Source organism: Hydrogenophaga luteola, assembly GCF_042648585.1.
In the GTDB taxonomy this organism is placed as follows: Bacteria; Pseudomonadota; Gammaproteobacteria; order Burkholderiales; family Burkholderiaceae_C; genus Hydrogenophaga; species Hydrogenophaga luteola.
Genome location: NZ_JBHRXX010000001.1, coordinates 670,256 through 691,082, shown reverse-complemented (window position 1 = coordinate 691,082; position 20,827 = coordinate 670,256). Strand labels below are relative to the sequence as shown.

The following is a 20,827-nucleotide window of genomic DNA, read 5'->3' as shown; positions in this document are numbered from 1 at the left end:
AGCGACGTTTTGGATTTGGATGTAGGCCGTCACTCGCTTTGTTGTGACAGCAACGTTGAAATTGTGCGTTGCGACACGATTTCCGGCCATCCCCTGTTTGGGGGAGAACTGTGGACCTTTGTTGCAATTCGCTCAAATACGAGGCAGCAAATCAGCACGAAATGCTGCCAAGGTCACAGTAACGTGACAAATTGCACACTCTGGCGACCAACAAAATTTACAGCCAGTTACAGTGGCAATTCGACCACAAAGCGAGCTCCGCCGCCGGGGCGGTCTTCGCAGCGCACGCTGCCCAGGTGCCGCAGGGCGATCGACCGCACCAGCGACAAACCCAGACCCACCCCACCCACGCTCTCGCTGGCGCCCGGCAACCGGTAGAACGGCTCGAAGATGCGTTCCCGCAGTTCGGCAGGTACGCCCGGCCCGTGGTCCTCAACGCTCACCCGCACCAGCGCCTGACCACCCGGCGCCGTGATCCGGTCGATGCCCAGACGGGCCGGCTCAGCCGCCCCTCCCGATTCCGGCCGGTGGCCGTAGCGCCGTGCGTTCTCCAGCAGGTTGCGCAGCAGTCGGCGCAGCAGCTTGGGATGGCCCTGCACCAGCACCGGCGAGATGCCGTCGGCCACGTCCAGGTCGGCCCCGGTGCGCGCGCACTCTTCGGCGGCCAGCCCCACCAGGTCGACCTCCTCGGTCGGCCCCAGCGCCGAAGCCTCATTGGCATCGCGCAGATCCAGCCGGCTGGCCATCAGGATCTCGTCGATCAGCTGGTCCAGCTCGTCGATGTTGCGCGCGATCTCGGCCCGCTGTGCGGCCCGCGCCGGGTCGTTGCCCAGCAGCTCCAGTCCGATGCGGATGCGGGCCAGCGGCGAACGCAGCTCGTGCGAGGCATTGGCCAGCAGGGTCTTGTGCGAGAGCATCAGGGTCTGCACACGCTCCGCCGCCGCGTTGAAGCGCTCGGCCAGGAACGCCACCTCGTCCTGCCCGCTGACCGGCAGGCGGGCGCTGAGGTCGCCCTGCCCCCAGCGTTCCACGCCGCGCTGCAGCCGCTCCAGCCGCTGGGTCAGGCGCCGCACGATAGGGTAGGCACCCAGCGCCACCGCCAGCCCGACCAGGCCCAGCAGCCAGGCGAAGCCGATGGGCGACTGCAGGCCGAACAGGCTGCGCCGCCCCGGCGCTGGCGCGCCCGGCTGCCGGTTCGGGCGCGGCAGCTGGATGTACAGCGTCTGGCCGTCCTTCATCTGCACCTGGAACTCCAGCCCCTGACCAGGCACCCGCACCGCCTGCGCCGGCGCCTCACCCACGATCTCCCCGGCGCCATTGCGCAGCACGATCTCGCGCGCGATCCGCGCGTCGCGCTCCTCGCGGTCCCGGTCCAGCGCCATCTGCCAGAGCCAGCCGACAACCAGGGTCAGCACCGCCACGGCGGCCACGATGGCCAGCCAGATGCGCAGGTAGAGCTTCTGACCGAGCAGGCTCTTCATTCAGTCCTGCTGCTTGGCGAAGACATAACCCACCCCGCGCACCGTCAGGATGCGCTTGGGCTCCTTGCTGTCGGCCTCGATGGCGTTGCGAATGCGGCCGATGTGCACGTCGATGCTGCGGTCGAAGGCTTCGAGCTCGCGTCCGCGCACCGCCTCCATGATCTGGTCGCGCGTGAGCACGCGACCCGCGCGTTCGGCCAGCGCCACCAGCAGGTCGAACTGGTAGGAGGTCAGCTCGCAGGCCTTGCCCGCCACCTGCACCGTGCGCGCATCGCGGTCGATTTCCAGCGAGCCGAAGCGCAGCACCGGCGTGGCGCGGGTCGTGGCCGCAGCGGAGGTCGCCTCCCCGCGGCGGCGCAGCACGGCGCGGATGCGGGCCAGCAGCTCGCGCGGCTCGAAAGGCTTGGGCAGGTAGTCGTCGGCGCCGAGTTCGAGACCGATGATGCGGTCCATCGGGTCGCCCTTGGCGGTCAGCATCAGCACCGGCACCCGCGCATTGCCGTTGGGCAGGGAGCGGATGCGGCGGCAGACTTCCAGCCCGTCGATGCCCGGCATCATCAGGTCCAGGATCACCAGCTCGGGCTGCAGCAGCGGCAGCTGCTCCAGACCCTTTTCGCCGTCGGGCGCGTGGGTGACCTCGTAGCCGGACTGGGCCAGGTACTCGGTGACCATCTGCGCCAGACGCGCATCGTCTTCGATCATCAGGAGGCGGGTGGGGGTCGGGGCGTTCATGCAGCCAGTTTAAGGTGCCCCCAGGGGCCGCCGCTTTGCGGGCCGGGGACCCCGCATGGTCACCCAGGCGCGTGAACCCTTTGTCTCGCTCACGTAAAGTTGCCGCCATGTTCACGCCCGACGCCCCCGCCCTGCCCGCCCGCTCGCTGCCCGGTCTGCTGCAAGGCCTGACACGGACGCAGCCCGACACCCCGGCCATCCGCTGGCTCGACACCGCAACGGACACCCGCAACGAGTGGAGCTTTGGCCGGCTCAACGCGGTCGCCGATGTGCTGGCCCGCTGCTTCATGGTGCTGGGCGTGCGACCGGGCGACCGGGTCGCCTGGCTGGGCCTGAACCACCCTGCGCTGATCGCCGCGCTGTTCGCGCTCGGGCGTCTGGAAGCGGTGCTGGTGCCGCTGAACACCCGGCTGGCCGTGGCCGAGTGGAGCGCTGTGCTGGACGACTGCACGCCGAAGCTGCTGGTGCACGACAACTCATTCAACGAGGCGGCCGGCGTCCTCTGCGACGGCCCGGGCTGCCCGGTCGACCTCACGCTCGACCACCTGCTCGCGTGCACACCGTCCACCCTGCTGCGGGAAGCGCGGGCCGAGGCCATGGACTGCCCGGCGCTGCTGGTCTATACCTCGGGCACCACCGGCACGCCCAAGGCCGCGGTGCACACCCAGGGCAACCTGCTGGCGAACATGGCCATCGCCGCGCAGGTGCAAGGCCTGACGGCCGAGGACACGGTGCTCACCGTGCTGCCGCTGTTCCATGTCGGCGGCCTGTGCATCCAGACCCTGCCAGCGCTCTCGGTCGGCGCCACCGTGCTGCTGCACAGCCGCTTCGACCCGGCGGCCACGCTGCGCGCCATCGCACAGGAGCGGCCCTCGCTGACGCTGCAGGTGCCGGCAACCTTGCAGGCGCTGACGGGCCACCCCGACTGGGCTTCGACCGACCTCACCTGCCTGCGCACGGTCTGGGCCGGGTCCTCGGCGCTACCGCCAGAGCCGCTGAAGGCCTTCATGGCGCGGGGCATCCCGGTCAGCAACGTCTATGGCAGCACCGAAACCGGCCCGTTCTCCATTGCCCTGCCCCCGGAGCACGCCGCCACCCACATCGGTTCCTGCGGCTGGCCGGCGCCGGGCGTGCAGATCCGGCTGCTGGGCTCCGATGGTCGACCCGTGGAACCTGGCCAGGTCGGCGAGATCGCGGTGCGGGCGCCCAACGTGGTCGCGACCTACTGGCCCGACCTGCCCGCGCTCGACGCAGACGGCTTCTTCCGCAGCGGCGACCTGGCGCAGCAGGCGGAGGACGGTAGCTTCACCGTGGTCGGCCGCGCCAAGGACATGATCATCTCCGGCGGCGAAAACATCTACCCAGCCGAGATCGAGAACCTCATTGCCCAGCACCCGGCGGTAGCCGAATGCAGCGTGGTGGGGCAATCCGACGCGCGCTGGGGCGAGGTGGCCGTGGCCGTGGTGGTGCTGCGCGACCCGCAAGCTTCAGCCGACGGCTGGGACGCGCCGCTGCGCGCATTCCTGGACGGCCGGCTGGCGCGCTACAAGTGGCCGCGCCGCTGGGTGCGGCTGGAGACCTTGCCGCGCACCGCGCTGGGCAAGGTCCAGAAAGCGGCGCTCAAGGCTTTGCTGGAGACGCCGGCGCCGAACTGACCCGCGTGGCCAGCCAGATCAGCACCAGCACCGGCAGGCCCAACAGCGAGGTCGCGGTAAAGAAAGTCGGGTAGTCGTAGGCATCGACAAACGCGCCCGAATAGCCCGCCAGCCATTTGGGCGCCAGCAGCATCATCGAGCTGAACAGCGCGTACTGCGTGGCCGAATAGCTGACATTGGTCAGGCTCGACAGGTAGGCGATGAAGGCGGCCGAGGCCACGCCCGCGCTCAGGTTGTCGGCCGAGACGACGGCGATCAGCGCGGTCACGTCGTGGCCGTGACCCGCGAGCCAGGCGAACAGCAGGTTGCTCGCCGCCGACAGGATGGCACCCAGCATCAGCACCCGCATCACGCCCAGCCGCAGCGAGAGCGCGCCGCCGATGAAGGCGCCGACCAGGGTCATGATCACGCCGTAGACCTTGGTAACCGCCGCCACCTCGTCCTTGGTGTAGCCCATGTCCACATAGAACGGGTTGGCCATGATGCCCATCACCACGTCGCTGATGCGGTAGACACCGATCAGCGCCAGGATCAGCAGCGCGTGCGTGCCGTAGCGTTTCAGGAAGTCGGCGAAGGGTTCGACGAAGGCGCCTTTGAACCACTCGGCCGCATTGCGGCTGGGCGGCAGCGCCACCTGCGCCGGCTCACGCGAGAACAGCACCGTGACCACGCCGACCAGCATGCTCGCCGCCATCACCAGGTAGGCCGTGGTCCAGGCGGCGTTCTGGTAGAGCGCGCCGGGCGCCGGCTTCACCGCATCGACCACAGCCGCGGCAGCCTGGGCCACAGGCGCCACCTCGGCCCGCGCCGCCAGCCAGAGCACGCCCGCGCCAGCCCAGATCATGGCCAGCCGGTAGCCGGTCTGGTAGGTGGCAGCCAGCGCACCCTGGTGGGCGGCGTCGGCCGACTCGATGCGGTAGGCGTCCAGCGCGATGTCCTGCGTGGCCGAGGCAAAGGCCACGGCGAGTGCACACCAGACCACCGTGTCCAGCTGCGCGCGCGGATCGGCGAACGCCATGCCCGCCAGCGCCACCATGATCGCGAGTTGCGACAGCAGCAGCCAGCTGCGGCGGCGGCCCATGGCGCGGGTCAGCAACGGAATCGGCAGCCGGTCGACCAGCGGCGACCAGACCCATTTGAAACCGTATGCAAGACCGACCCAGCTCAGGTAACCGATGGTGGTGCGGTCCAGGCCGGCCTCGCGCAGGCGGAAGCTCAGCGTGCCCAGCACCAGCAGCAGCGGCAGGCCGGCGGAAAACCCGAGTGCGAACATGCGCAGACTGGCGGGCTCCAGGTAGGCCCGGAGCGTGTCACCCCAGCTGGGCCGGGGCGCTGCTTCGGAGTGGGTGTCTGGCGACGCCGGCGTGACGGATGACTGGTTCATGAACAGGACGGGCGCGTGGCCATGGTTGAGGCCCGTGGCAAGTGACAGGGGCTTTGCCTATTATTGGCTCATGTGTTTTCTCTGCGACCTCAAACAGCGCTCACCCGATGCCCCGGCCGCCGGCCCCTGGCAGGCCCGGCGCGCCTTCCTGCTCGCCGCATCTGCGGCGGCGGCCGCACCGGCCATGGCCCAGGTCGACGTCGGCAAGGCGTCGAGCATGCGCAAGCTGGTGCCCGCCGAAACGATTGAAAAAGCCGGCGCCCAGCAGTTTGTGGCCACGGTCCAGGAGGCGAAGAAGCAGAACGCGCTGAAGCCCGCCGACCACCCACAGACCAAGCGCCTGCACGCCATCGCCAAGAAGATCATCCCGTTCACCGCCGCCTGGAACCCGCGGGCGAAGGACTGGCAGTGGCAGGTGGCGCTGATCAACAGCGACCAGATCAACGCCTTCTGCCTGCCCGGCGGCAAGATTGCCTTCTACACCGGCATCCTGAACAAGCTGCAGCTCAGCGACGACGAGACCGCGATGATCATGGGCCACGAAATGGCCCACGCACTGCGCGAACACGCGCGTGAGCGGCTGGCCAAGAGCAGCGCCACCAACCTGGGCCTGCGCCTGGGCGCCGAACTGCTGGGCCTGGGCAACCTGGGCGCGGTCGCCGCCGACATGGGCTCGCAGCTGCTGACGCTCAAGTTCAGCCGCGAAGACGAGAGCGAGGCCGATCTGGTCGGCCTGGAACTGGCGGCGCGCGGCGCCTACCAGCCCAATGCCAGCGTCAGCCTCTGGCAGAAGATGGCCAAGGCCGGCGGCGGCAACGGCATCGCCTTCCTCTCCACCCACCCCAGCGGACCGGAACGCATCAAGCAGCTGCAGGCGAACGTGCCGAAGGTGCAAGGGCTGTACGAGCAGGCCCGGCGGGGCTAGCATCCGCCGGTCGGCGACCGCCGACGCCCACCCGAAGGAGACACCCCATGAAAGCCCTGGTGACCGCGTCCGCCCTGCTGTTCTGCTCGGCGGCCTTTGCCCACAACTGCCCCAACGAAATGAAGGCCATCGATGCCAAGCTCGGCGCCAGTCCGAGCATGTCCATGGCCGACATGGACAAGGTGAAGTCCTTGCGCGCGCAAGGCGAAAAAATGCACAAGGAAGGCAAGCACGACGAGTCCATGAAGGCGCTCGGCGAAGCCAAGAAGATGCTCGGCATCTGAGCCGCCGCGAGGGGGCGGCCGCTCAGGCCGCCTTCACGTAAGGATTGAACCGCCGTTCCTCGCCCAGCGTGCTCTCCGGCCCGTGCCCCGGGATGAACACCGTGTCGTCCCCCATCGGCCAGAGCCGTTCCTTGATGCTGGCGATCAGCTGCGCGTGGTTGCCCTGCGGAAAATCGGTGCGGCCTATGCTGCCGGCGAACAGAACATCGCCGACGAAGACCCGCTGCGCCTCGGGCGAGTGAAACACCACGTGGCCCGGCGTGTGGCCCGGGCAGTGCCGCACGTTCAGCGTGCAGCGCCCGATCTGCACCGTGTCGCCGTCGGCCAGCCACCGCGTCGGCGTGAAATGGCCCGCTGGCGGGAAGCCGAACATCCGACTCTGCTGCGGCAGGCCGTCGATCCAGAACTGGTCGCCGGGGTGCGGGCCGATGATGGGCAGGTCCAGCCGCTCGGCCAGTTCGGCCGTGCCGCCCGCATGGTCGATGTGGGCATGGGTCAGCCAGATGGCCTTGAGGGTGACGCCCAGCTGTTTCGCCGCGTCGAGCAGCCGGTCCAGATCGCCGCCCGGATCGATCACGGCGGCGTTGCGGGTCTCATCGCACCAGACGATGGAGCAGTTCTGGGCGAAGGCGGTGACGGGGATGGTCTGGTAACGGAACATGGTGGGTCGGCGTCGCAAAAGACATGGGGCGGTGGCCCCGCACTGGATTCTCCCTCACGCCGGTCAGCGAACCAGGGAGCGCGCGCCGGCCCACTGCCCCTGGCGACAGAGCTGCTGCATCGTCTCCACCGCCAGTGCGGCCACCGCCTGGCAGGCCGTGGAGCGCGGAATGTGCGCCGAGCTGCACACAGCCAGCACCCGCTCCAGAGGCGGATGGCCCACCGGCGTGGCACGCAGCTGGCCCGCGTCGATGTCGGCTTGCAGGGGCATGACCGGCAGCAGCGTGCGGCCCAGGCCGGCCAGCAGCGTGGTGCGCAGGATGCTGATGGAACTGATGTCCGCCTCGACCCGCGGCGGCGGCAGGCCCGCAGCGGCAGCGGCCGCCTCGATGATCGGGCGCACGCCGTGCGGGCTGGCCGGCAGGATCAGCGGCTGAGCCAGCGCCTGCTGCAGGCTCAGCGTGCGACTCCGGCGCCCCGTTCTGGGCGCACTGGCCGGCTCGATCAGGCAGAGCTGCTCGCTCAGCACTGGGGTCACCGAAAAGCCCCCGAGCTGGCCATCGTCAAACAGCACCGCCAGCTGGATCTGGCCGGTGCGCAGCTGGCGCGACAGGTTCCCGGTCAGTTCCTCGGTCAGCTCCAGCGTCACCCGGGGAAAGCGCTGACGCACCTCGCGCAACAGCGGTAGCGCCAGGGCGCTGGAGGCGCTGTGTGGCAGGCCGAACACCACCGTGCCTTCGGGCTCCTGGCTCGTGCTGCGGGCGCTGGCCACGGCCTCCTCTGCCTGGCGCAGGATCGACACGGCGTGCGGGAAGAAGCGCTGCCCGGCTTCGGTCAGCCCGACGCCCCGCCGGGAACGCTCGAACAGGCTCACACCGAGCTCACCCTCCAGCTGCGCCAGCTGGTGGCTCAGCGCCGACTGCGCCACGAACACGCGCTCGGCCGCTTTGGTGACGCTGCCACTGTCGGCGATCGCCACGAAATAGCGCAACTGTCTGAGTTCCATCGCATGCACCGATCCATCTGTTTTCAAGATGGTAGTGTGAATGCTCTGTATTGGACAGATGACCCCGCCCCGCGTTCAATACACCCACCCCAGCGGATACCCGTCCTGCCCGCCACAAGTGGTCAGTCAGCGCCCCACCCGGCCAGCACGGTCGTCAGCAGCACCGCTCACCGGCGGTGTGGCCCCGGGTTTTGGGCTGCGACTCAGAGCTTGAAGTCGTATTCGATGGTGATCGGGGCGTGGTCGCTGAACTTCTCGCCCTTGTAGATCGCCTCGCTGCGCGCGGTCTCGGCGAACGCCGGGGTCGCGAGGTGATAGTCCAGTCGCCACCCCACGTTGTTGGCATAGGCCTGCCCCCGGTTGCTCCACCATGTGTAGCAGGTGTCGGTGGTATCGGGCTGCAGCCGGCGGTAGACGTCGATCAGCCCGCCCTCGTTCAGCAGCTTGGTCATCCAGGCGCGCTCTTCCGGCAGGAAGCCGCTGTTCTTCTGGTTGCTGCGCCAGTTCTTCAGGTCCTTTTCCTGGTGGGCGATGTTGACGTCGCTGCAGATCACGAACTCGCGCTTCTTCTTCAGAGCCATCAGGTGCGGGTACATCAGGTCCAGGAAACGGTACTTGGCCTCCTGCCGCTCGGGGCCAGACGAACCGCTGGGAAAGTACACGCTGATGACCGAGAACTTGCGCTTGGGCGTGTCGAAGCGAAGCTCGGCCCAGCGGCCCTCGGCGTCGAATTCGCCACCGTCAAAGCCGATGACCACGTCGCTGGGCTCGTGCCGGGTGTAGACCGCCACGCCCGAATAGCCCTTCTTTTCCGCGAAATGGAAGTGCCCTTTGAGGCCGACCATCTCCTCGAACCGACCGGCCACGTCGGTGGCCTGGGCCTTGACTTCCTGCACACAAATACAATCCGGCGCATGCCCGGCGAGCCAGTTTTCCAGCCCTTTGTTGCTGGCCGAACGGATGCCGTTGAGGTTGAGGCTGGTCAGTTTGAACAAGGATTTCCCCATGTCGTTGGATGCGGGCGCCACAGGCGCCGGTGCAAAAAAGGATTCGCTGGCCCAGGACTTCGTGCAGTTCTGTGTGGACTCGGGCGTGTTGCGCTTTGGCGAGTTCAAGACCAAGGCCGGTCGACTGTCGCCCTATTTCTTCAACGCCGGACTGTTCGACGATGGCGCCAAGCTCGGCCGGCTCGCGCAATTCTATGCACAGGCCCTCGTCGACAGTGGCATTGAGTTCGACATGATTTTCGGCCCCGCCTACAAGGGCATTCCGCTGGGCGCCGCCGTGGCCATCGAGCTGGCCCGCCTGGGGCGCAACGTGCCCTTCGCCTACAACCGCAAGGAAGCCAAGGACCATGGCGAAGGCGGCACGCTGGTCGGTGCACCGCTCAAGGGCCGGGTGCTGATCGTCGACGACGTGATGAGCGCCGGCACCGCCGCGCGCGAGTCGATCGCGCTGATCCAGGCCGCCGGCGCGACGCCGCACGCTGTGGCCATCGCTCTGGACCGGCAGGAGAAGGCCACCGAGAAGGCGGCTGACGGCACGGTGCGGGACGTGGACCACAGCGCCGTGCAGTACGTACAGAACGCCCTGGGCCTCAAGGTCTGTGCCATTGCGAGGTTGGAGGATTTGCTGCAGTATCTGACGAGCCATACGGGAGCCGAACTGAACCAGCACCGGGACCGCGTGCTGGCCTACCGCGAACGCTACGGCGTTGCCTGAGGAAACGCCTTGATCCGATCTGTGCCCACCGCCGCCACTGCCTGTCGCCACTGCCTGGCTGGTGCAGGCCTGCTGTGGCTGGCCCTGGCGGCCCCGCTGGCCGCGGCCCAGGAGAAGAACAGCGGCGGCATCTACAGCTGTGTGGACAGCAAGGGCCGGCGCATCACCTCGGACCGCCCCATCGTCGACTGCCTGGACCGGGAACAGAAGGAACTGGGCTCGTCGGGCACGGTCCGGCGAGTGGTGCCACCCAGCTACACAGCCGAAGAGCGAGCCCGACTCGAAGAACAGCGCCGGGCGGAAGAACTGGAACGCTCGCGGCTTGCCGAAGAGCGGCGGCGCGAGCGGGCCCTGCTGATCCGCTACCCCAACCAGGCCATGCACGACAAGGAGCGTGCAGAAGCGCTCAAGCAGATCGACGAGGTCATCGAAGCGGTGAAAAAGCGCGTGACCGAGCTGGGCAGGCAGCGCCAGGAGATCGACCAGGAGCTGGAGTTCTACCAGAACGACCCCAAGAAGGCGCCTGCCTGGCTGCAGCGCAAGCTGGAGGACAACGTCCAGCAGATTCAGGTGCAGAACCGTTTTCTGAACGACCAGAATCTGGAAAAGCAGCGGGTCAATGCGCGCTTCGACGAAGAACTGGTCAAGCTGCGCGCGCTCTGGGGGAAAAAGTAACCCCCTGCGCCGCTGACGCGGCTTCCCCCCTGAGGGGGGGACAACACCAGTGGACCGGCGGAGCCGGATCCACGGCGTTCACTTGAAGCAGGCACGCGCTCCAGGCGCGCCCCATAAGATGGAGCGCGTTGGACCTCTCAACCCAGCTTTTGCTTCAGCAGCTCGTTGGCCTGTTGCGGGTTGGCCTTGCCCTTGCTGGCCTTCATCACCAGGCCGACCAGGGCGTTGAAAGCCTTGTCCTTGCCGGCGCGGAACTGCTCGACCATGGGGGCGTTGGCGGCCATGACCTCGTCGATGATTTTTTCCAGCGCGCCGCTATCGTTCATCTGCTTGAGGCCCTTGGCTTCGATGACAGCGTCGACGTCCTGACCATCACCGGCCCACAGCGCGTCCATCACCTGCTTGGCGGCGTTGTTGGAGATGGTGCCGTCGGCGATGCGTTTGAGCAGCGCGGCCAGCGTCTCGGCGCTGACGGGCACCTGGGCAATGTCCTTCTCTTCGTTGTTCAGGCGGCGCGAGACCTCGCCCATGATCCAGTTGCTGGCCATCTTGGCCTGGCCGCTGGCCTTGGCCGCCGTCTCGAAGTAGGCCGCCATGGCCGGGCTCTGCGTCAGCGTGGTCGCGTCGTACTCGGGCAGGCCGTAGTCGGCCACCAGGCGCTCGGCCATCTGGCGCGGCAGTTCGGGCATCGCGGCCTTCACCTCGTCCACCCAGCTGCGCGCGATCACCAGCGGCGGCAGATCCGGGTCGGGGAAGTAGCGGTAGTCGGCCGCGTCTTCCTTGGTGCGCATGGCACGGGTCTCGCCCGTGTCGGGGTCGAACAGCACCGTGGCCTGCTGGATGGCGTGGCCGTCCTCGATCTGCTCGATCTGCCAGCGCACTTCGTAGTCGATGGCCTGCTGCATGAACTTGAACGAGTTCAGGTTCTTGATCTCGCGGCGCGTGCCCAGCGGGGCACCGGGCTTGCGGACCGAGACGTTGGCGTCGCAGCGGAACGAGCCTTCCTGCATGTTGCCGTCGCAGATCCCGATCCAGGTCACGATCTTGTGCAGCTCTTTCGCGTAGGCCACGGCTTCGGCACTGGAGCGGATGTCGGGCTCGGTCACGATTTCCAGCAACGGCATGCCGGCGCGGTTGAGGTCGATACCGCTCTGGCCGATGAAGTCCTCGTGCAGGCTCTTGCCCGCGTCTTCTTCCAGGTGGGCGCGCACCAGGCGCACGGTCTTCTTCTCGTCGTCGAGGAAGAAGCTCACCTCGCCGCCCTGCACCACCGGGATCTCGAACTGGCTAATCTGGTAGCCCTTGGGCAGGTCGGGGTAGAAGTAGTTCTTGCGCGCGAACACGCTCTGCTCGGCGATGTGCGAACCCAGCGCTAGGCCCAGGCGGATGGCATGTGCCACCGCTTCGCGGTTCATCACCGGCAGCGTGCCCGGCAGCGCCAGGTCCACCGCGCAGGCCTGCGTGTTCGGCTCGGCGCCGAAGGCCGTGGGCGCGCGGCTGAAGATCTTGCTCTTCGTCGCCAGCTGGGCGTGCGTCTCGAAGCCGATCACGACTTCGTAGCCTTGCACCAGCAGGGAAGCTTGTTTTTTCTCGCTCATGTTCAGAAGCCCTCCGGCGTCTTCGTGTGCCAGTCGGTGACGCGCTGGAACGCATCGGCCGCCTGCAGCAGTTCGGCCTCACGGAAGTAGTTGCCGATAAGCTGCAGGCCCACGGGCAAATGGCTTGCACCGAAGCCAGCCGGCACGCTCATGCCGGGCAGGCCGGCCAGCGAAGCCGGCAGCGTGAAGATGTCGGCCAGGTAGTTGGCGACCGGGTCGTCGCTCATCTCGCCGATCCTCCAGGCGGTGGTCGGCGCGGCGGGGCCGGCGATCACGTCGCACTGCGAGAAGGCGTCCTGGAAGTCCTGCGCGATCAGGCGGCGGATCTGCTGCGCTTTCAGGTAGTACGCGTCGTAGTAGCCGTGGCTCAGCACGTAGGTACCGATCATGATGCGGCGCTGCACCTCAGGGCCGAAGCCCTCGCTGCGCGACTTCTTGTACATGTCGATCAGGTCGTCGTACTGCGCGGCGCGGTGGCCGAACTTCACGCCGTCGAAACGGCTGAGGTTGGACGACGCTTCGGCCGGCGCGATGATGTAGTAGACCGGGATCGACAGCTCGGTGCGCGGCAGCGAAATGTCGACCAGCGTGGCGCCGAGTTTTTCGTATTCACTCAGCGCGGCGCGCACGGCGGCGACCACGTCGGGCGCGCAACCTTCACCGAAGAATTCTTTGGGCAGACCGATGCGCAAGCCCTTGAGCGGCTGTGCGGAGGTCGCGCCTTCGCGCGGCGCACCGAGCAGACGGGTGTAGTCCTCGGCCGGGTGGTCCAGACTGGTGGAGTCGCGGTCGATGTCGGGGCCGGCCATGGCGCTCAGCAGCGTGGCGCAGTCGGCGGCGCTGCGCGCCATCGGACCGGCCTGGTCCAGGCTGGAGGCGAAGGCGATCATGCCGTAGCGCGAGCAGCGGCCGTAGGTGGGCTTGATGCCGGTGACGTTGCAGAAGCTGGCGGGTTGGCGGATCGAGCCGCCGGTGTCGGTGCCGGTGGTGGCGGGCGCAAGGCGCGCGGCCACGGCCACCGCCGAACCGCCCGATGAGCCGCCCGGCACACGGTCGGTATCCCAGGGGTTGCGGGCCACGCCATAGGCCGAGTTCTCGTTGCTGCCGCCCATGGCGAACTCGTCGCAGTTGAGCTTGCCCAGGGTCACGGCGCCGGTCTTGGCGAGGTTGGCGACCACGGTAGCGTCGAAGGGGCTCTGGTAGCCCTCGAGCATCTTCGAACCGGCGGTGCTCGGGAAGCCCTGGGTGACGAAGATGTCCTTGTGCGCCAGCGGCACGCCCAGCAGCGGGCCGCGCTCGCCGGCCGCGATGCGCGCATCGGCGGCTTTGGCCTGCGCCAGCGTTAGGTCTTCGTTGAACGACAGGTAGGCACCCAAGCTGGCGTGCTGTTTCGCGCGTGCCAGCAGGGCCTGCGCAGCTTCTACGGACGAGGCTTGTTTAGCGGCAATGGCTGCGGCCAGTTCGGCCACACCCATTTCGTGGATCTGCTTCTGGCTCATTCGATCACCTTGGGCACGAGGAACAGGCCGCGCTCAACGGCGGGTGCGCTTTGCTGGTTGGCCTCGCGGTTGTTGGGCTCGCTGGCCACATCGGGGCGCAGGCGCAGGCTGACGTGGTCGATCACGGCCGTGGGATGGGCCAGCGGCTCGACGCCGGTGGTGTCCACCGCGTTCATCTGCTCGACGATGTCGAAGAAGCCGTTGAGCTGGGTGAGCATGCGCTCGGCCTGGGCCGGGGGCATTTCCAGCCGGGCCAGGTTGGCGATGCGGCCAATGTCGGTCAGGGTCAGGGACATGACGGGGAGTGTTGAGACGGTCGGTCGAAAAATCAGGCCCGGGCGCAGCGCGAGGCGGCTGAAACGGCCTGTAAGGAGATGATTTCGCCCCCGTTGCGCACAGTTATGCACAGGGGATACGGTATTATCCAAGGTTTGGCGACCCCGACCGCCCATCGGGCCGTTTTTGTCGCTGAATCAAGGACTTAACCGGATTTTCTCCGACCCGCACCCGGCGGCGGCCACACGAAGCGGCGGTCGCGCCCCACAGGATTTTTCGCACCATGTTTGAAGCGTTCCGTCGGAGTTTCTCGACCGACCTGGCCATTGACCTCGGCACCGCCAACACCCTGATCTACGTTCGCGGCAAGGGCATCGTGCTCGACGAGCCCTCGGTCGTCTCGATCCGGCACGAAGGAGGCCCCCAGGGCAAAAAGACCATCCAGGCCGTGGGCCACGAAGCCAAGGCCATGCTGGGCAAGGTTCCCGGCAACATCGAGGCCATCCGCCCGATGAAGGACGGCGTGATCGCCGACTTCACCGTCACCGAGCAGATGCTCAAGCAGTTCATCAAGATGGTGCACCCGCGCTCGATGTTCAAACCGAGTCCGCGCATCATCATCTGCGTGCCCTGCGGCTCGACCCAGGTCGAGCGCCGCGCCATCCGCGAGTCGGCCCTGGGCGCCGGCGCCTCCGAGGTCTACCTGATCGAAGAACCGATGGCCGCGGCCATCGGTGCCGGCCTGCCGGTATCGGACGCTTCTGGCTCTATGGTGGTCGACATCGGCGGCGGCACCACCGAAGTCGGCGTGATCTCGCTGGGCGGCATGGTCTACAAGGGCAGTGTGCGCGTCGGCGGTGATCGTTTCGACGACGCGATCATTGCCTACATCCGCCGCAACTACGGCATGCTGATCGGCGAACCCACCGCCGAAGCCATCAAGAAGAACATCGGCTCGGCCTTCCCTGGCTCCGAAGTCAAGGAAATGGAAGTCAAGGGCCGCAACCTCTCCGAGGGCGTGCCGCGCAGCTTCACCATCTCCAGCAACGAAATCCTCGAAGCCCTGACCGATCCGCTCAACAGCATCGTCTCGGCCGTCAAGAGTGCGCTGGAACAGACCCCGCCCGAGCTGGGCGCCGACATCGCCGAGCGCGGCATGATGCTGACCGGCGGTGGTGCCCTGCTGCGCGACCTGGACCGCCTGCTGGCCGAAGAAACCGGCCTGCCGGTGCTGGTGGCCGAAGAGCCGCTGACCTGCGTGGTGCGCGGCTGCGGCATGGCCCTGGAGCGCATGGAACGCCTGGGCACCATCTTCACCAGCGAATAAACGCGCGCCGGTTCACCGGCCCCGTCGAGAGCCCACCCCGCCATGCCACTGGGCACCCTGGACCGCACCCCACCCCCGTTTTTCAAACAGGGACCGTCGGCCCTGTCCAAGCTCATGGTGTTCAGCGCGATCGCGCTGTTCCTGATGGTCGCGGACACCCGTTTCCGCATCACCATGCCCCTGCGGGCCGCGCTCGCCACGGCCCTGTATCCGATGCAGTGGCTGGTGATGCAGCCGGTGGACGCCGCCCGCCAGGCCGGCGGCTACTTCACCAGCCTGCACACCGCGCAGCAAGATGAGGCGGATGCCCGCCGGCGGCTGGCCGAGCAGGCCGAGCGTGCGCTGCAGGTCGAACAGCTGGTGCTGGAAAACCAGCGCCTGCGCGAACTGCTGGTGATGCGCGAGCGCATCACCACACCCGCCACCGGGGCACAGGTGCTCTACGACGCGGCCGACCCCTATTCGCGCAAGGTGGTCATCGACCGCGGCCAGACCCACGGCATCGTGCCGGGCTCGCCCGTGATCGACGACAGTGGCGTGCTGGGCCAGGTCACACGCGTCTACCCCCTGGTGTCCGAGGTCACGATGCTGATCGACCGAGACCAGGCCATCCCCGTGCTCAACACGCGCACGGGCGTGCGCAGCGTGGTCTATGGCCAGCCCGCAGAAGACGGTGACGGACTCGAGCTGCGCTACACGCTGGCCAACGCCGACATCAATGAGGGCGACCTGCTGACCACCAGCGGCGTCGATGGGGTCTACCCGGCGGGCCTGCCGGTGGGGCGCATCACCAAGGTCGAGCGCCGCGCCGAGTCTTCGTTCACCCGCGTCAACTGCGCGCCGGTGGCCCGCATGCAGGGCGCCCTGCACGTGCTGGTGCTCACGCCCGTGGGGCAGTCGCTGCCCGCGCCGCCAGCGGCCCAGGCCAGTGCCGGCAAGGGAACGCCCCCCGCCACGGCCACCCCATCCGAACGCGGGAGGGCCCCATGATCATGCGCCCCGGGCAGCAGCTGCTGCTGCCGGCCAACCCGGTGTTCATCTGGAGCAGCCTGATCGGCGCACTGCTGATCAACATCCTCATGAACATGGGTCTGCTGGGCCGTGCGGCCTGGACGCCCGACCTGCTGGTGGTGACCCTGGTGTTCTGGAGCGTGCACCAGCCACTGCGCATCGGCGTCGGCACGGCCTTTTTCTTCGGTCTGGTGATGGACGTGCAGCAGGGCGCGCTGCTGGGCCAGCACGCCCTGGCCTACACCGTGCTGGGCTACTTCGCGGTGTTCATGCACCGGCGCCTGCTGTGGTTCGACGTGCCGACGCAGGCGGTGCAGGTGCTGCCGCTGTTCTTTGCGGTGCATGCCCTGGAGCTGCTGGTGCGCCTGATCGCTGGCGATGGCTTCCCGGGCTGGAGCCATTTGCTGGCGCCGGTGATCGAAGCCGTGCTCTGGCCGGTGGCCTCGGTGCTGCTGCTGGCTCCCCAGCGCCGCGCGCCGGACCCGGACGACAACAGACCCCTCTGACATGACCGAACTCAGAAACGTCGAAGCCGACCTGGCGCAGTTCCGCACCCGGGTGGTGGTGGCGGGGCTGGCGGTGCTGTTCGCCTTCGGCCTGCTGGCCGCGCGCATGGTCTACCTGCAGGTGCTGCGCCACGAGGACTTCGACGCCCAGGCCGAAAGCAACCGCACCGCGGTGCTGCCGGTGGTGCCCAACCGCGGCCAGATCCTGGACCGGCACGGCCGCGTGCTGGCCACCAACTTCTCGGCCTACACCCTGGAAATCACGCCTTCCAAGGTGGAGGACCTGGACAGCACCATCGAGGCGCTGGGCGAGCTGGTCGACATCCAGCCACGCGACAAGCGGCGCTTTCGCAAGCTGCTCGAAGAATCGCGGCGCTTCGATTCGCTGCCCATCCGCACGCGCCTGACCGACGACGAGGTCGCCCGCTTCACCGCGCAGCGCTACCGCTTCCCCGGGGTGGACGTGCGCGCCCGCCTGATCCGCCACTACCCCCACGGCGAAGTGGCCAGCCATGTGATCGGCTACATCGGCCGCATCAACCAGCGGGAGAAGGAAAGTATCGAGGAGTGGCCGGAAGAAGACCAGGCCAACTACCGCGGCACCGACTACATCGGCAAGCTGGGCACCGAGCAGCACTACGAGCGCGAGCTGCACGGCGTTACCGGCTTCGACCGCGTGGAGACCTCGGCCGGCGGCCGCGCGGTGCGCTCTCTGGCCAACACGCCGGCCACCCCGGGCAACACCGTGGTGCTGGCAATCGACATCAAGCTGCAGAAGCTGGTGGAGGACATGTTCGGCGAGCGCCGCGGCGCGCTCGTGGCCATCGACCCGCGCAACGGCGAGGTGCTGGCCTTCGTGTCCAAGCCCACTTTCGACCCCAACCTGTTCGTCGAGGGCATCGATTCCGAGAACTGGAAGATCCTCAACGAGTCGATCGACAAGCCCCTGCTCAACCGCGCGCTGCGCGGCACCTACCCGCCCGGTTCCACCTACAAGCCATTCATGGCCCTGGGCGCGCTGGAGACGGGCACGCGCAGTGCCTCCGCCGTCATCAACGACCCGGGCTACTGGATGTTTGGCAACCACCGCTTCCGCAGCCACGGCGACGGCGGACTGGGCGCGGTCGACATGCACCGCAGCATCGTCAAGTCGAGCAACGTCTATTACTACTCGCTGGCCAACGAGATGGGTGTGGAGGCCATGCACGACTTCATGGCGCCACTGGGCTTCGGCCAGATCACCGGCATCGACCTCAAGGGCGAGGTGCGCGGCGTGCTGCCCAACCAGGAGTGGAAGCGCAAGACCTACAAGCGGCCCGAGCAGCAGAAGTGGTACGCGGGCGAAACCATCTCGCTGGGCATCGGCCAGGGGTACAACAACTTCACCATGCTGCAGCTGGCCCACGCCATGGCCACACTGGCCGGCGGCGGCGTCAAACGAACGCCCCACCTGACGCTGGCCACCGAGAACGTGGTGACGCGCGAGCGCACGCCCCTGCCCACGCCGACCGAAGTGAACCTGGGGTTCAAGCGCCAGAACATCGACACCGTGCTGCGCGCCATGCACGGCGTGACCGTCGAAGGCACGTCGACGCGCGTGTTCGCCGGCGCCGGCTACCTCAGCGGCGGCAAGACCGGCACGGCCCAGGCGGTGACCATCGGCCAGAAGGACCGCTACGACGCGCGCAAACTCGAAGAACACCAGCGCGACCACTCGCTCTACCTGGCCTTCGCGCCCCTGGAGAACCCCACCGTGGCGCTGGCCGTGGTGGTCGAGAACGCCGGTTTCGGCGCGGCCGCTGCGGCGCCCATTGCGCGGCGCGTGTTCGACTACCTGCTGATGGACCAGTACCCCAACCCGCAGGACCTGGCGGCGGTGCAGAAGGGCGAAGCCGGCGCCCCCATCGGCACCCCGCTGAAGGCCAGCGAAGTGCCCTGGATCAGCCCCTGAGATTTCAGCGGAGCCAGGCGTCGTAGCTGGTCTTGAGGATCAATGCTGACACGACGACGATGAACGCCGCGCGCACGAAGCCGCTGCCGTGCTTGAGCGCCAGCCGCGTGCCCAGCAGGCTGCCGATCACGTTGGCCGCGGCCAGCGGCAGCACGTAGTGCCACCAGATGTGTCCCTTGAGCGAGAACAGGATCAGCGCCGCGAGGTTGGAGGCGGTGTTGAGCAGCTTGGCGCTGGCGCTGGCGTGCAGGAAGTCGTAGCCCAGCCAGCGCACGAACAGGAACACGAAGAAGCTGCCGGTGCCGGGGCCGAAGAAACCGTCGTAGAAGCCGATGAGCAAGCCCAGCGTGCAGGCGGCCAGCATCTCGCCGCGGGCGGTGAAGCGCGGTGTGTGGTGCCGTCCCAGGTCCTTGCGCATCAGGGTGTAGCCCAGCACCAGCAGCAGGATCAGCGGAAGCGCCTTGCGCAGGAACTCGGGCGAGATCACCGTCACCGTCCAGGCGCCCGCCATGGCGCCGGCAAAACACACGGCCACCGCCGGCAGCAGCGCATGCCAGGGCATCTGCACGCGCTGCGCGTACTGCGCGGCCGCCGCCGCCGTGCCCCAGATCGACGCGCTCTTGTTGACACCGAACAGGGTGGCCGGGTGGGTGGAGGGAAAGATCGCGAACAGGGTGGGCGTGAGGATCAGGCCACCTCCGCCCACGATCGAATCGACGAAGCCGGCGAACAGCGAGGCCAGCGAAACCAGAAACAATTCCATGCGGCGATTGTCGCCGCCCGTGCATCAGGCCCTGGGCAGTTCCAGCACGAACTCGGCCCCGCCGCCCTCGGTGTTGCGCGCGGTCAGGCGCCCGCCGTGCTGCTCGACGATGCCGTAGCTGATCGACAGGCCCAGCCCAGTGCCCTTGCCCACCGGCTTGGTGGTGAAGAAGGGATCGAAGATGCGCAGCAGGTGCTCGGGCGGAATGCCGGGACCGTTGTCGCGCACCGTCACGCACACGGTGGGCCGGTCCGGCTCGCCGGTGCAGCCCATCTCCACCCAGACCATGGGTTCGGGCACCGTGGACAGCGCGTCAAAGGCGTTCTGCAGCAGGTTCATCATCACCTGCTGCAACTGGCCGGCGCTACCGAGCACGGTGCAGGCCTGCAGCGGCACCCAGCGCACCGGCACCGGCGCGGGCCTGCCCTTCTGCACCCAATGGATGGCGCGCTCGATCACCTCGACCAGGTTCACCGGCTTGCGCTCTTCGGGGTCCATGGCCGAGAAGCGCTTGAGCCCGTGCACGATGTCCGCCGTGCGCTGCGCGCCCTCGAGCGTGCCATCGATCAGCGAAGGCAGGTCGGCCAGCAGGTGGTCGATGCGCAGCTTCTCGCGCTGCTGTTGCAGCAGGGCCTCGGGCTGGTGGGCGTGAAAGGCCGCGATGTAGCTGCGCAGGCGCTCGCTGTACTTGCTCAGCGCGTGCACATTGCCCAGCACGAAGCTGATCGGGTTGTTGAGTTCGTGCGCCACGCCGGCCACCAGCTGGCCCAGCGAGGCCATCTTCTCCGAATGCAGCAGCTGCTGCTGCGTGCGCTTGAGGGCCTCGTGCGCGGCGCGCATCTCGTGATACGCGCGCTTGAGCTCGGCCGTCGGCCGTCCGACCCAGACGGTGCCCAGGCGTTTGCCGTTGGCACCGACGCGCGGCGTGCAGTTCGCGTCCACCGGCACCGGCTGGCCCTGGCGGTCCAGCAGGTTGAGTTCGATGCCCTGCCCGCCGCGCGGCGCCTCGCTGCGGTCCATGGCGGTGCGCGCCGCCAGCACGCTGGCCTCATCGGCCAGCAGGTCCGCCAGGCTGGTGCCGCGCAGCTGGTCCTCGCGCCGGCCCACCAGCTCGCACAGGGCCGCGTTGGTCTGTTCGATCAGTCCGCGCTCGTCGCAGACGATGAGCACATCCGACATGGCGCTGAGCACGCTGAAGATGAACTGCTGCGACTGCTCCAGCTCGCTGTTCTTCTTCTCCAGCTCCACCTCGTCGTCGATCAGCCGCGTGTAGACCTCGTCCATCTTCTGGATCACGTCCAGCCAGGTCGATTCGTCCACGCCCTCCATGGGCGCAGTGGGCAGCGGACTGGGCGCGCGGTCCTTGCTCATG

The 20,827-nt window shown here is 67.8% G+C and carries 20 protein-coding genes; 9 read left to right on the top strand and 11 right to left on the bottom strand.

Going from position 1 to position 20,827, the window contains the following annotated elements:
* Positions 1-227: 227 nt before the first annotated feature.
* Together ACFOPI_RS03335 and ACFOPI_RS03330 are read right to left on the bottom strand one after the other, a co-directional pair.
* The gene (locus tag ACFOPI_RS03335) at positions 228-1,481 is read right to left on the bottom strand and encodes an ATP-binding protein (protein WP_382170722.1); all 1,254 of its coding nucleotides are present in this window, start codon (positions 1,479-1,481) and stop codon (positions 228-230) included.
* A complete protein-coding gene (locus tag ACFOPI_RS03330; protein ID WP_382170719.1) occupies positions 1,482-2,213 on the bottom strand; it encodes a response regulator transcription factor in 732 nt (243 codons plus the stop codon).
* Between the two features lie 107 nt (positions 2,214-2,320).
* Here ACFOPI_RS03330 and ACFOPI_RS03325 point away from each other — a divergent pair, with 107 nt between their 5' ends.
* The gene (locus ACFOPI_RS03325; protein ID WP_382170716.1) at positions 2,321-3,868 is read left to right on the top strand and encodes a class I adenylate-forming enzyme family protein; all 1,548 of its coding nucleotides are present in this window, start codon (positions 2,321-2,323) and stop codon (positions 3,866-3,868) included.
* On the opposite strand, the gene ACFOPI_RS03320 is transcribed toward ACFOPI_RS03325, so the two are convergent.
* A complete protein-coding gene (locus tag ACFOPI_RS03320) occupies positions 3,834-5,252 on the bottom strand; it encodes an AmpG family muropeptide MFS transporter (protein WP_382170713.1) in 1,419 nt (472 codons plus the stop codon). The genes ACFOPI_RS03325 and ACFOPI_RS03320 overlap by 35 nt on opposite strands.
* A gap of 70 nt (positions 5,253-5,322) precedes the next feature.
* Between ACFOPI_RS03320 and ACFOPI_RS03315 the strand changes: the two genes are divergently transcribed.
* Positions 5,323-6,177: a M48 family metallopeptidase gene (locus ACFOPI_RS03315; RefSeq protein WP_382170710.1), complete on the top strand. Its 855-nt coding sequence runs from the start codon at positions 5,323-5,325 to the stop codon at positions 6,175-6,177.
* Between the two features lie 47 nt (positions 6,178-6,224).
* Positions 6,225-6,461 carry a hypothetical protein gene (locus ACFOPI_RS03310; protein ID WP_382170707.1) on the top strand — a complete coding sequence of 79 codons (237 nt, stop codon included), beginning with the start codon at positions 6,225-6,227 and terminating at the stop codon, positions 6,459-6,461.
* A gap of 22 nt (positions 6,462-6,483) precedes the next feature.
* On the opposite strand, the gene ACFOPI_RS03305 is transcribed toward ACFOPI_RS03310, so the two are convergent.
* The 3 genes from ACFOPI_RS03305 to ACFOPI_RS03295 form a co-directional block, all read right to left on the bottom strand.
* Positions 6,484-7,122 (bottom strand): MBL fold metallo-hydrolase, encoded by a 639-nt coding sequence (locus tag ACFOPI_RS03305; protein ID WP_382170704.1) that lies wholly within the window; start codon positions 7,120-7,122, stop codon positions 6,484-6,486.
* A gap of 63 nt (positions 7,123-7,185) precedes the next feature.
* The gene (locus tag ACFOPI_RS03300; RefSeq protein ID WP_382170702.1) at positions 7,186-8,127 is read right to left on the bottom strand and encodes a LysR substrate-binding domain-containing protein; all 942 of its coding nucleotides are present in this window, start codon (positions 8,125-8,127) and stop codon (positions 7,186-7,188) included.
* 203 nt (positions 8,128-8,330) lie between these two features.
* On the bottom strand, positions 8,331-9,122 hold the full coding sequence (locus tag ACFOPI_RS03295; RefSeq protein WP_382170699.1) for an exodeoxyribonuclease III: 792 nt from the start codon (positions 9,120-9,122) through the stop codon (positions 8,331-8,333).
* A gap of 10 nt (positions 9,123-9,132) precedes the next feature.
* On the opposite strand from ACFOPI_RS03295, the gene pyrE reads away from it, so the two are divergent.
* Together pyrE and ACFOPI_RS03285 are read left to right on the top strand one after the other, a co-directional pair.
* Positions 9,133-9,849: an orotate phosphoribosyltransferase gene (gene pyrE / locus ACFOPI_RS03290; RefSeq protein WP_382170697.1), complete on the top strand. Its 717-nt coding sequence runs from the start codon at positions 9,133-9,135 to the stop codon at positions 9,847-9,849.
* A 9-nt stretch (positions 9,850-9,858) separates the two neighbouring features.
* Positions 9,859-10,524: a DUF4124 domain-containing protein gene (locus tag ACFOPI_RS03285; RefSeq protein WP_382170694.1), complete on the top strand. Its 666-nt coding sequence runs from the start codon at positions 9,859-9,861 to the stop codon at positions 10,522-10,524.
* 137 nt (positions 10,525-10,661) lie between these two features.
* Here the strand turns inward: ACFOPI_RS03285 and gatB are convergent, their stop codons facing one another.
* From gatB to gatC, 3 genes are read right to left on the bottom strand one after another with little or no spacing between them, the layout of a single operon-like run.
* Complete coding sequence (gene gatB, locus ACFOPI_RS03280; protein WP_382170691.1) at positions 10,662-12,122, bottom strand: Asp-tRNA(Asn)/Glu-tRNA(Gln) amidotransferase subunit GatB; 1,461 nt, start codon at positions 12,120-12,122, stop codon at positions 10,662-10,664.
* A gap of 2 nt (positions 12,123-12,124) precedes the next feature.
* Positions 12,125-13,621, bottom strand: coding sequence for an Asp-tRNA(Asn)/Glu-tRNA(Gln) amidotransferase subunit GatA (gene gatA, locus ACFOPI_RS03275; protein ID WP_382170688.1), 1,497 nt, complete (start codon positions 13,619-13,621; stop codon positions 12,125-12,127).
* Entirely contained in the window at positions 13,618-13,917 is a 300-nt protein-coding gene (gatC, locus tag ACFOPI_RS03270) for an Asp-tRNA(Asn)/Glu-tRNA(Gln) amidotransferase subunit GatC (protein ID WP_374409972.1), read from the bottom strand. The genes gatA and gatC overlap by 4 nt, the downstream gene beginning before the upstream one ends.
* 263 nt (positions 13,918-14,180) lie before the next feature.
* Here gatC and ACFOPI_RS03265 point away from each other — a divergent pair, with 263 nt between their 5' ends.
* From ACFOPI_RS03265 to mrdA, 4 genes are read left to right on the top strand one after another with little or no spacing between them, the layout of a single operon-like run.
* The gene (locus ACFOPI_RS03265) at positions 14,181-15,224 is read left to right on the top strand and encodes a rod shape-determining protein (protein WP_066256228.1); all 1,044 of its coding nucleotides are present in this window, start codon (positions 14,181-14,183) and stop codon (positions 15,222-15,224) included.
* A 42-nt stretch (positions 15,225-15,266) separates the two neighbouring features.
* Complete coding sequence (gene mreC / locus ACFOPI_RS03260; protein WP_382170684.1) at positions 15,267-16,214, top strand: rod shape-determining protein MreC; 948 nt, start codon at positions 15,267-15,269, stop codon at positions 16,212-16,214.
* Positions 16,211-16,741, top strand: a complete 531-nt coding sequence (mreD, locus tag ACFOPI_RS03255; RefSeq protein ID WP_382170681.1) for a rod shape-determining protein MreD — start codon at positions 16,211-16,213, stop codon at positions 16,739-16,741. The genes mreC and mreD overlap by 4 nt, the downstream gene beginning before the upstream one ends.
* 1 nt (position 16,742) lies before the next feature.
* Positions 16,743-18,692, top strand: a complete 1,950-nt coding sequence (mrdA, locus tag ACFOPI_RS03250) for a penicillin-binding protein 2 (RefSeq protein WP_382170679.1) — start codon at positions 16,743-16,745, stop codon at positions 18,690-18,692.
* Positions 18,693-18,696: 4 nt separating this feature from the next.
* Here the strand turns inward: mrdA and ACFOPI_RS03245 are convergent, their stop codons facing one another.
* Together ACFOPI_RS03245 and ACFOPI_RS03240 are read right to left on the bottom strand one after the other, a co-directional pair.
* Entirely contained in the window at positions 18,697-19,455 is a 759-nt protein-coding gene (locus ACFOPI_RS03245) for a sulfite exporter TauE/SafE family protein (RefSeq protein ID WP_382170676.1), read from the bottom strand.
* A gap of 24 nt (positions 19,456-19,479) precedes the next feature.
* Positions 19,480-20,826 (bottom strand): sensor histidine kinase, encoded by a 1,347-nt coding sequence (locus tag ACFOPI_RS03240; RefSeq protein WP_382170674.1) that lies wholly within the window; start codon positions 20,824-20,826, stop codon positions 19,480-19,482.
* Position 20,827: the final 1 nt, after the last annotated feature.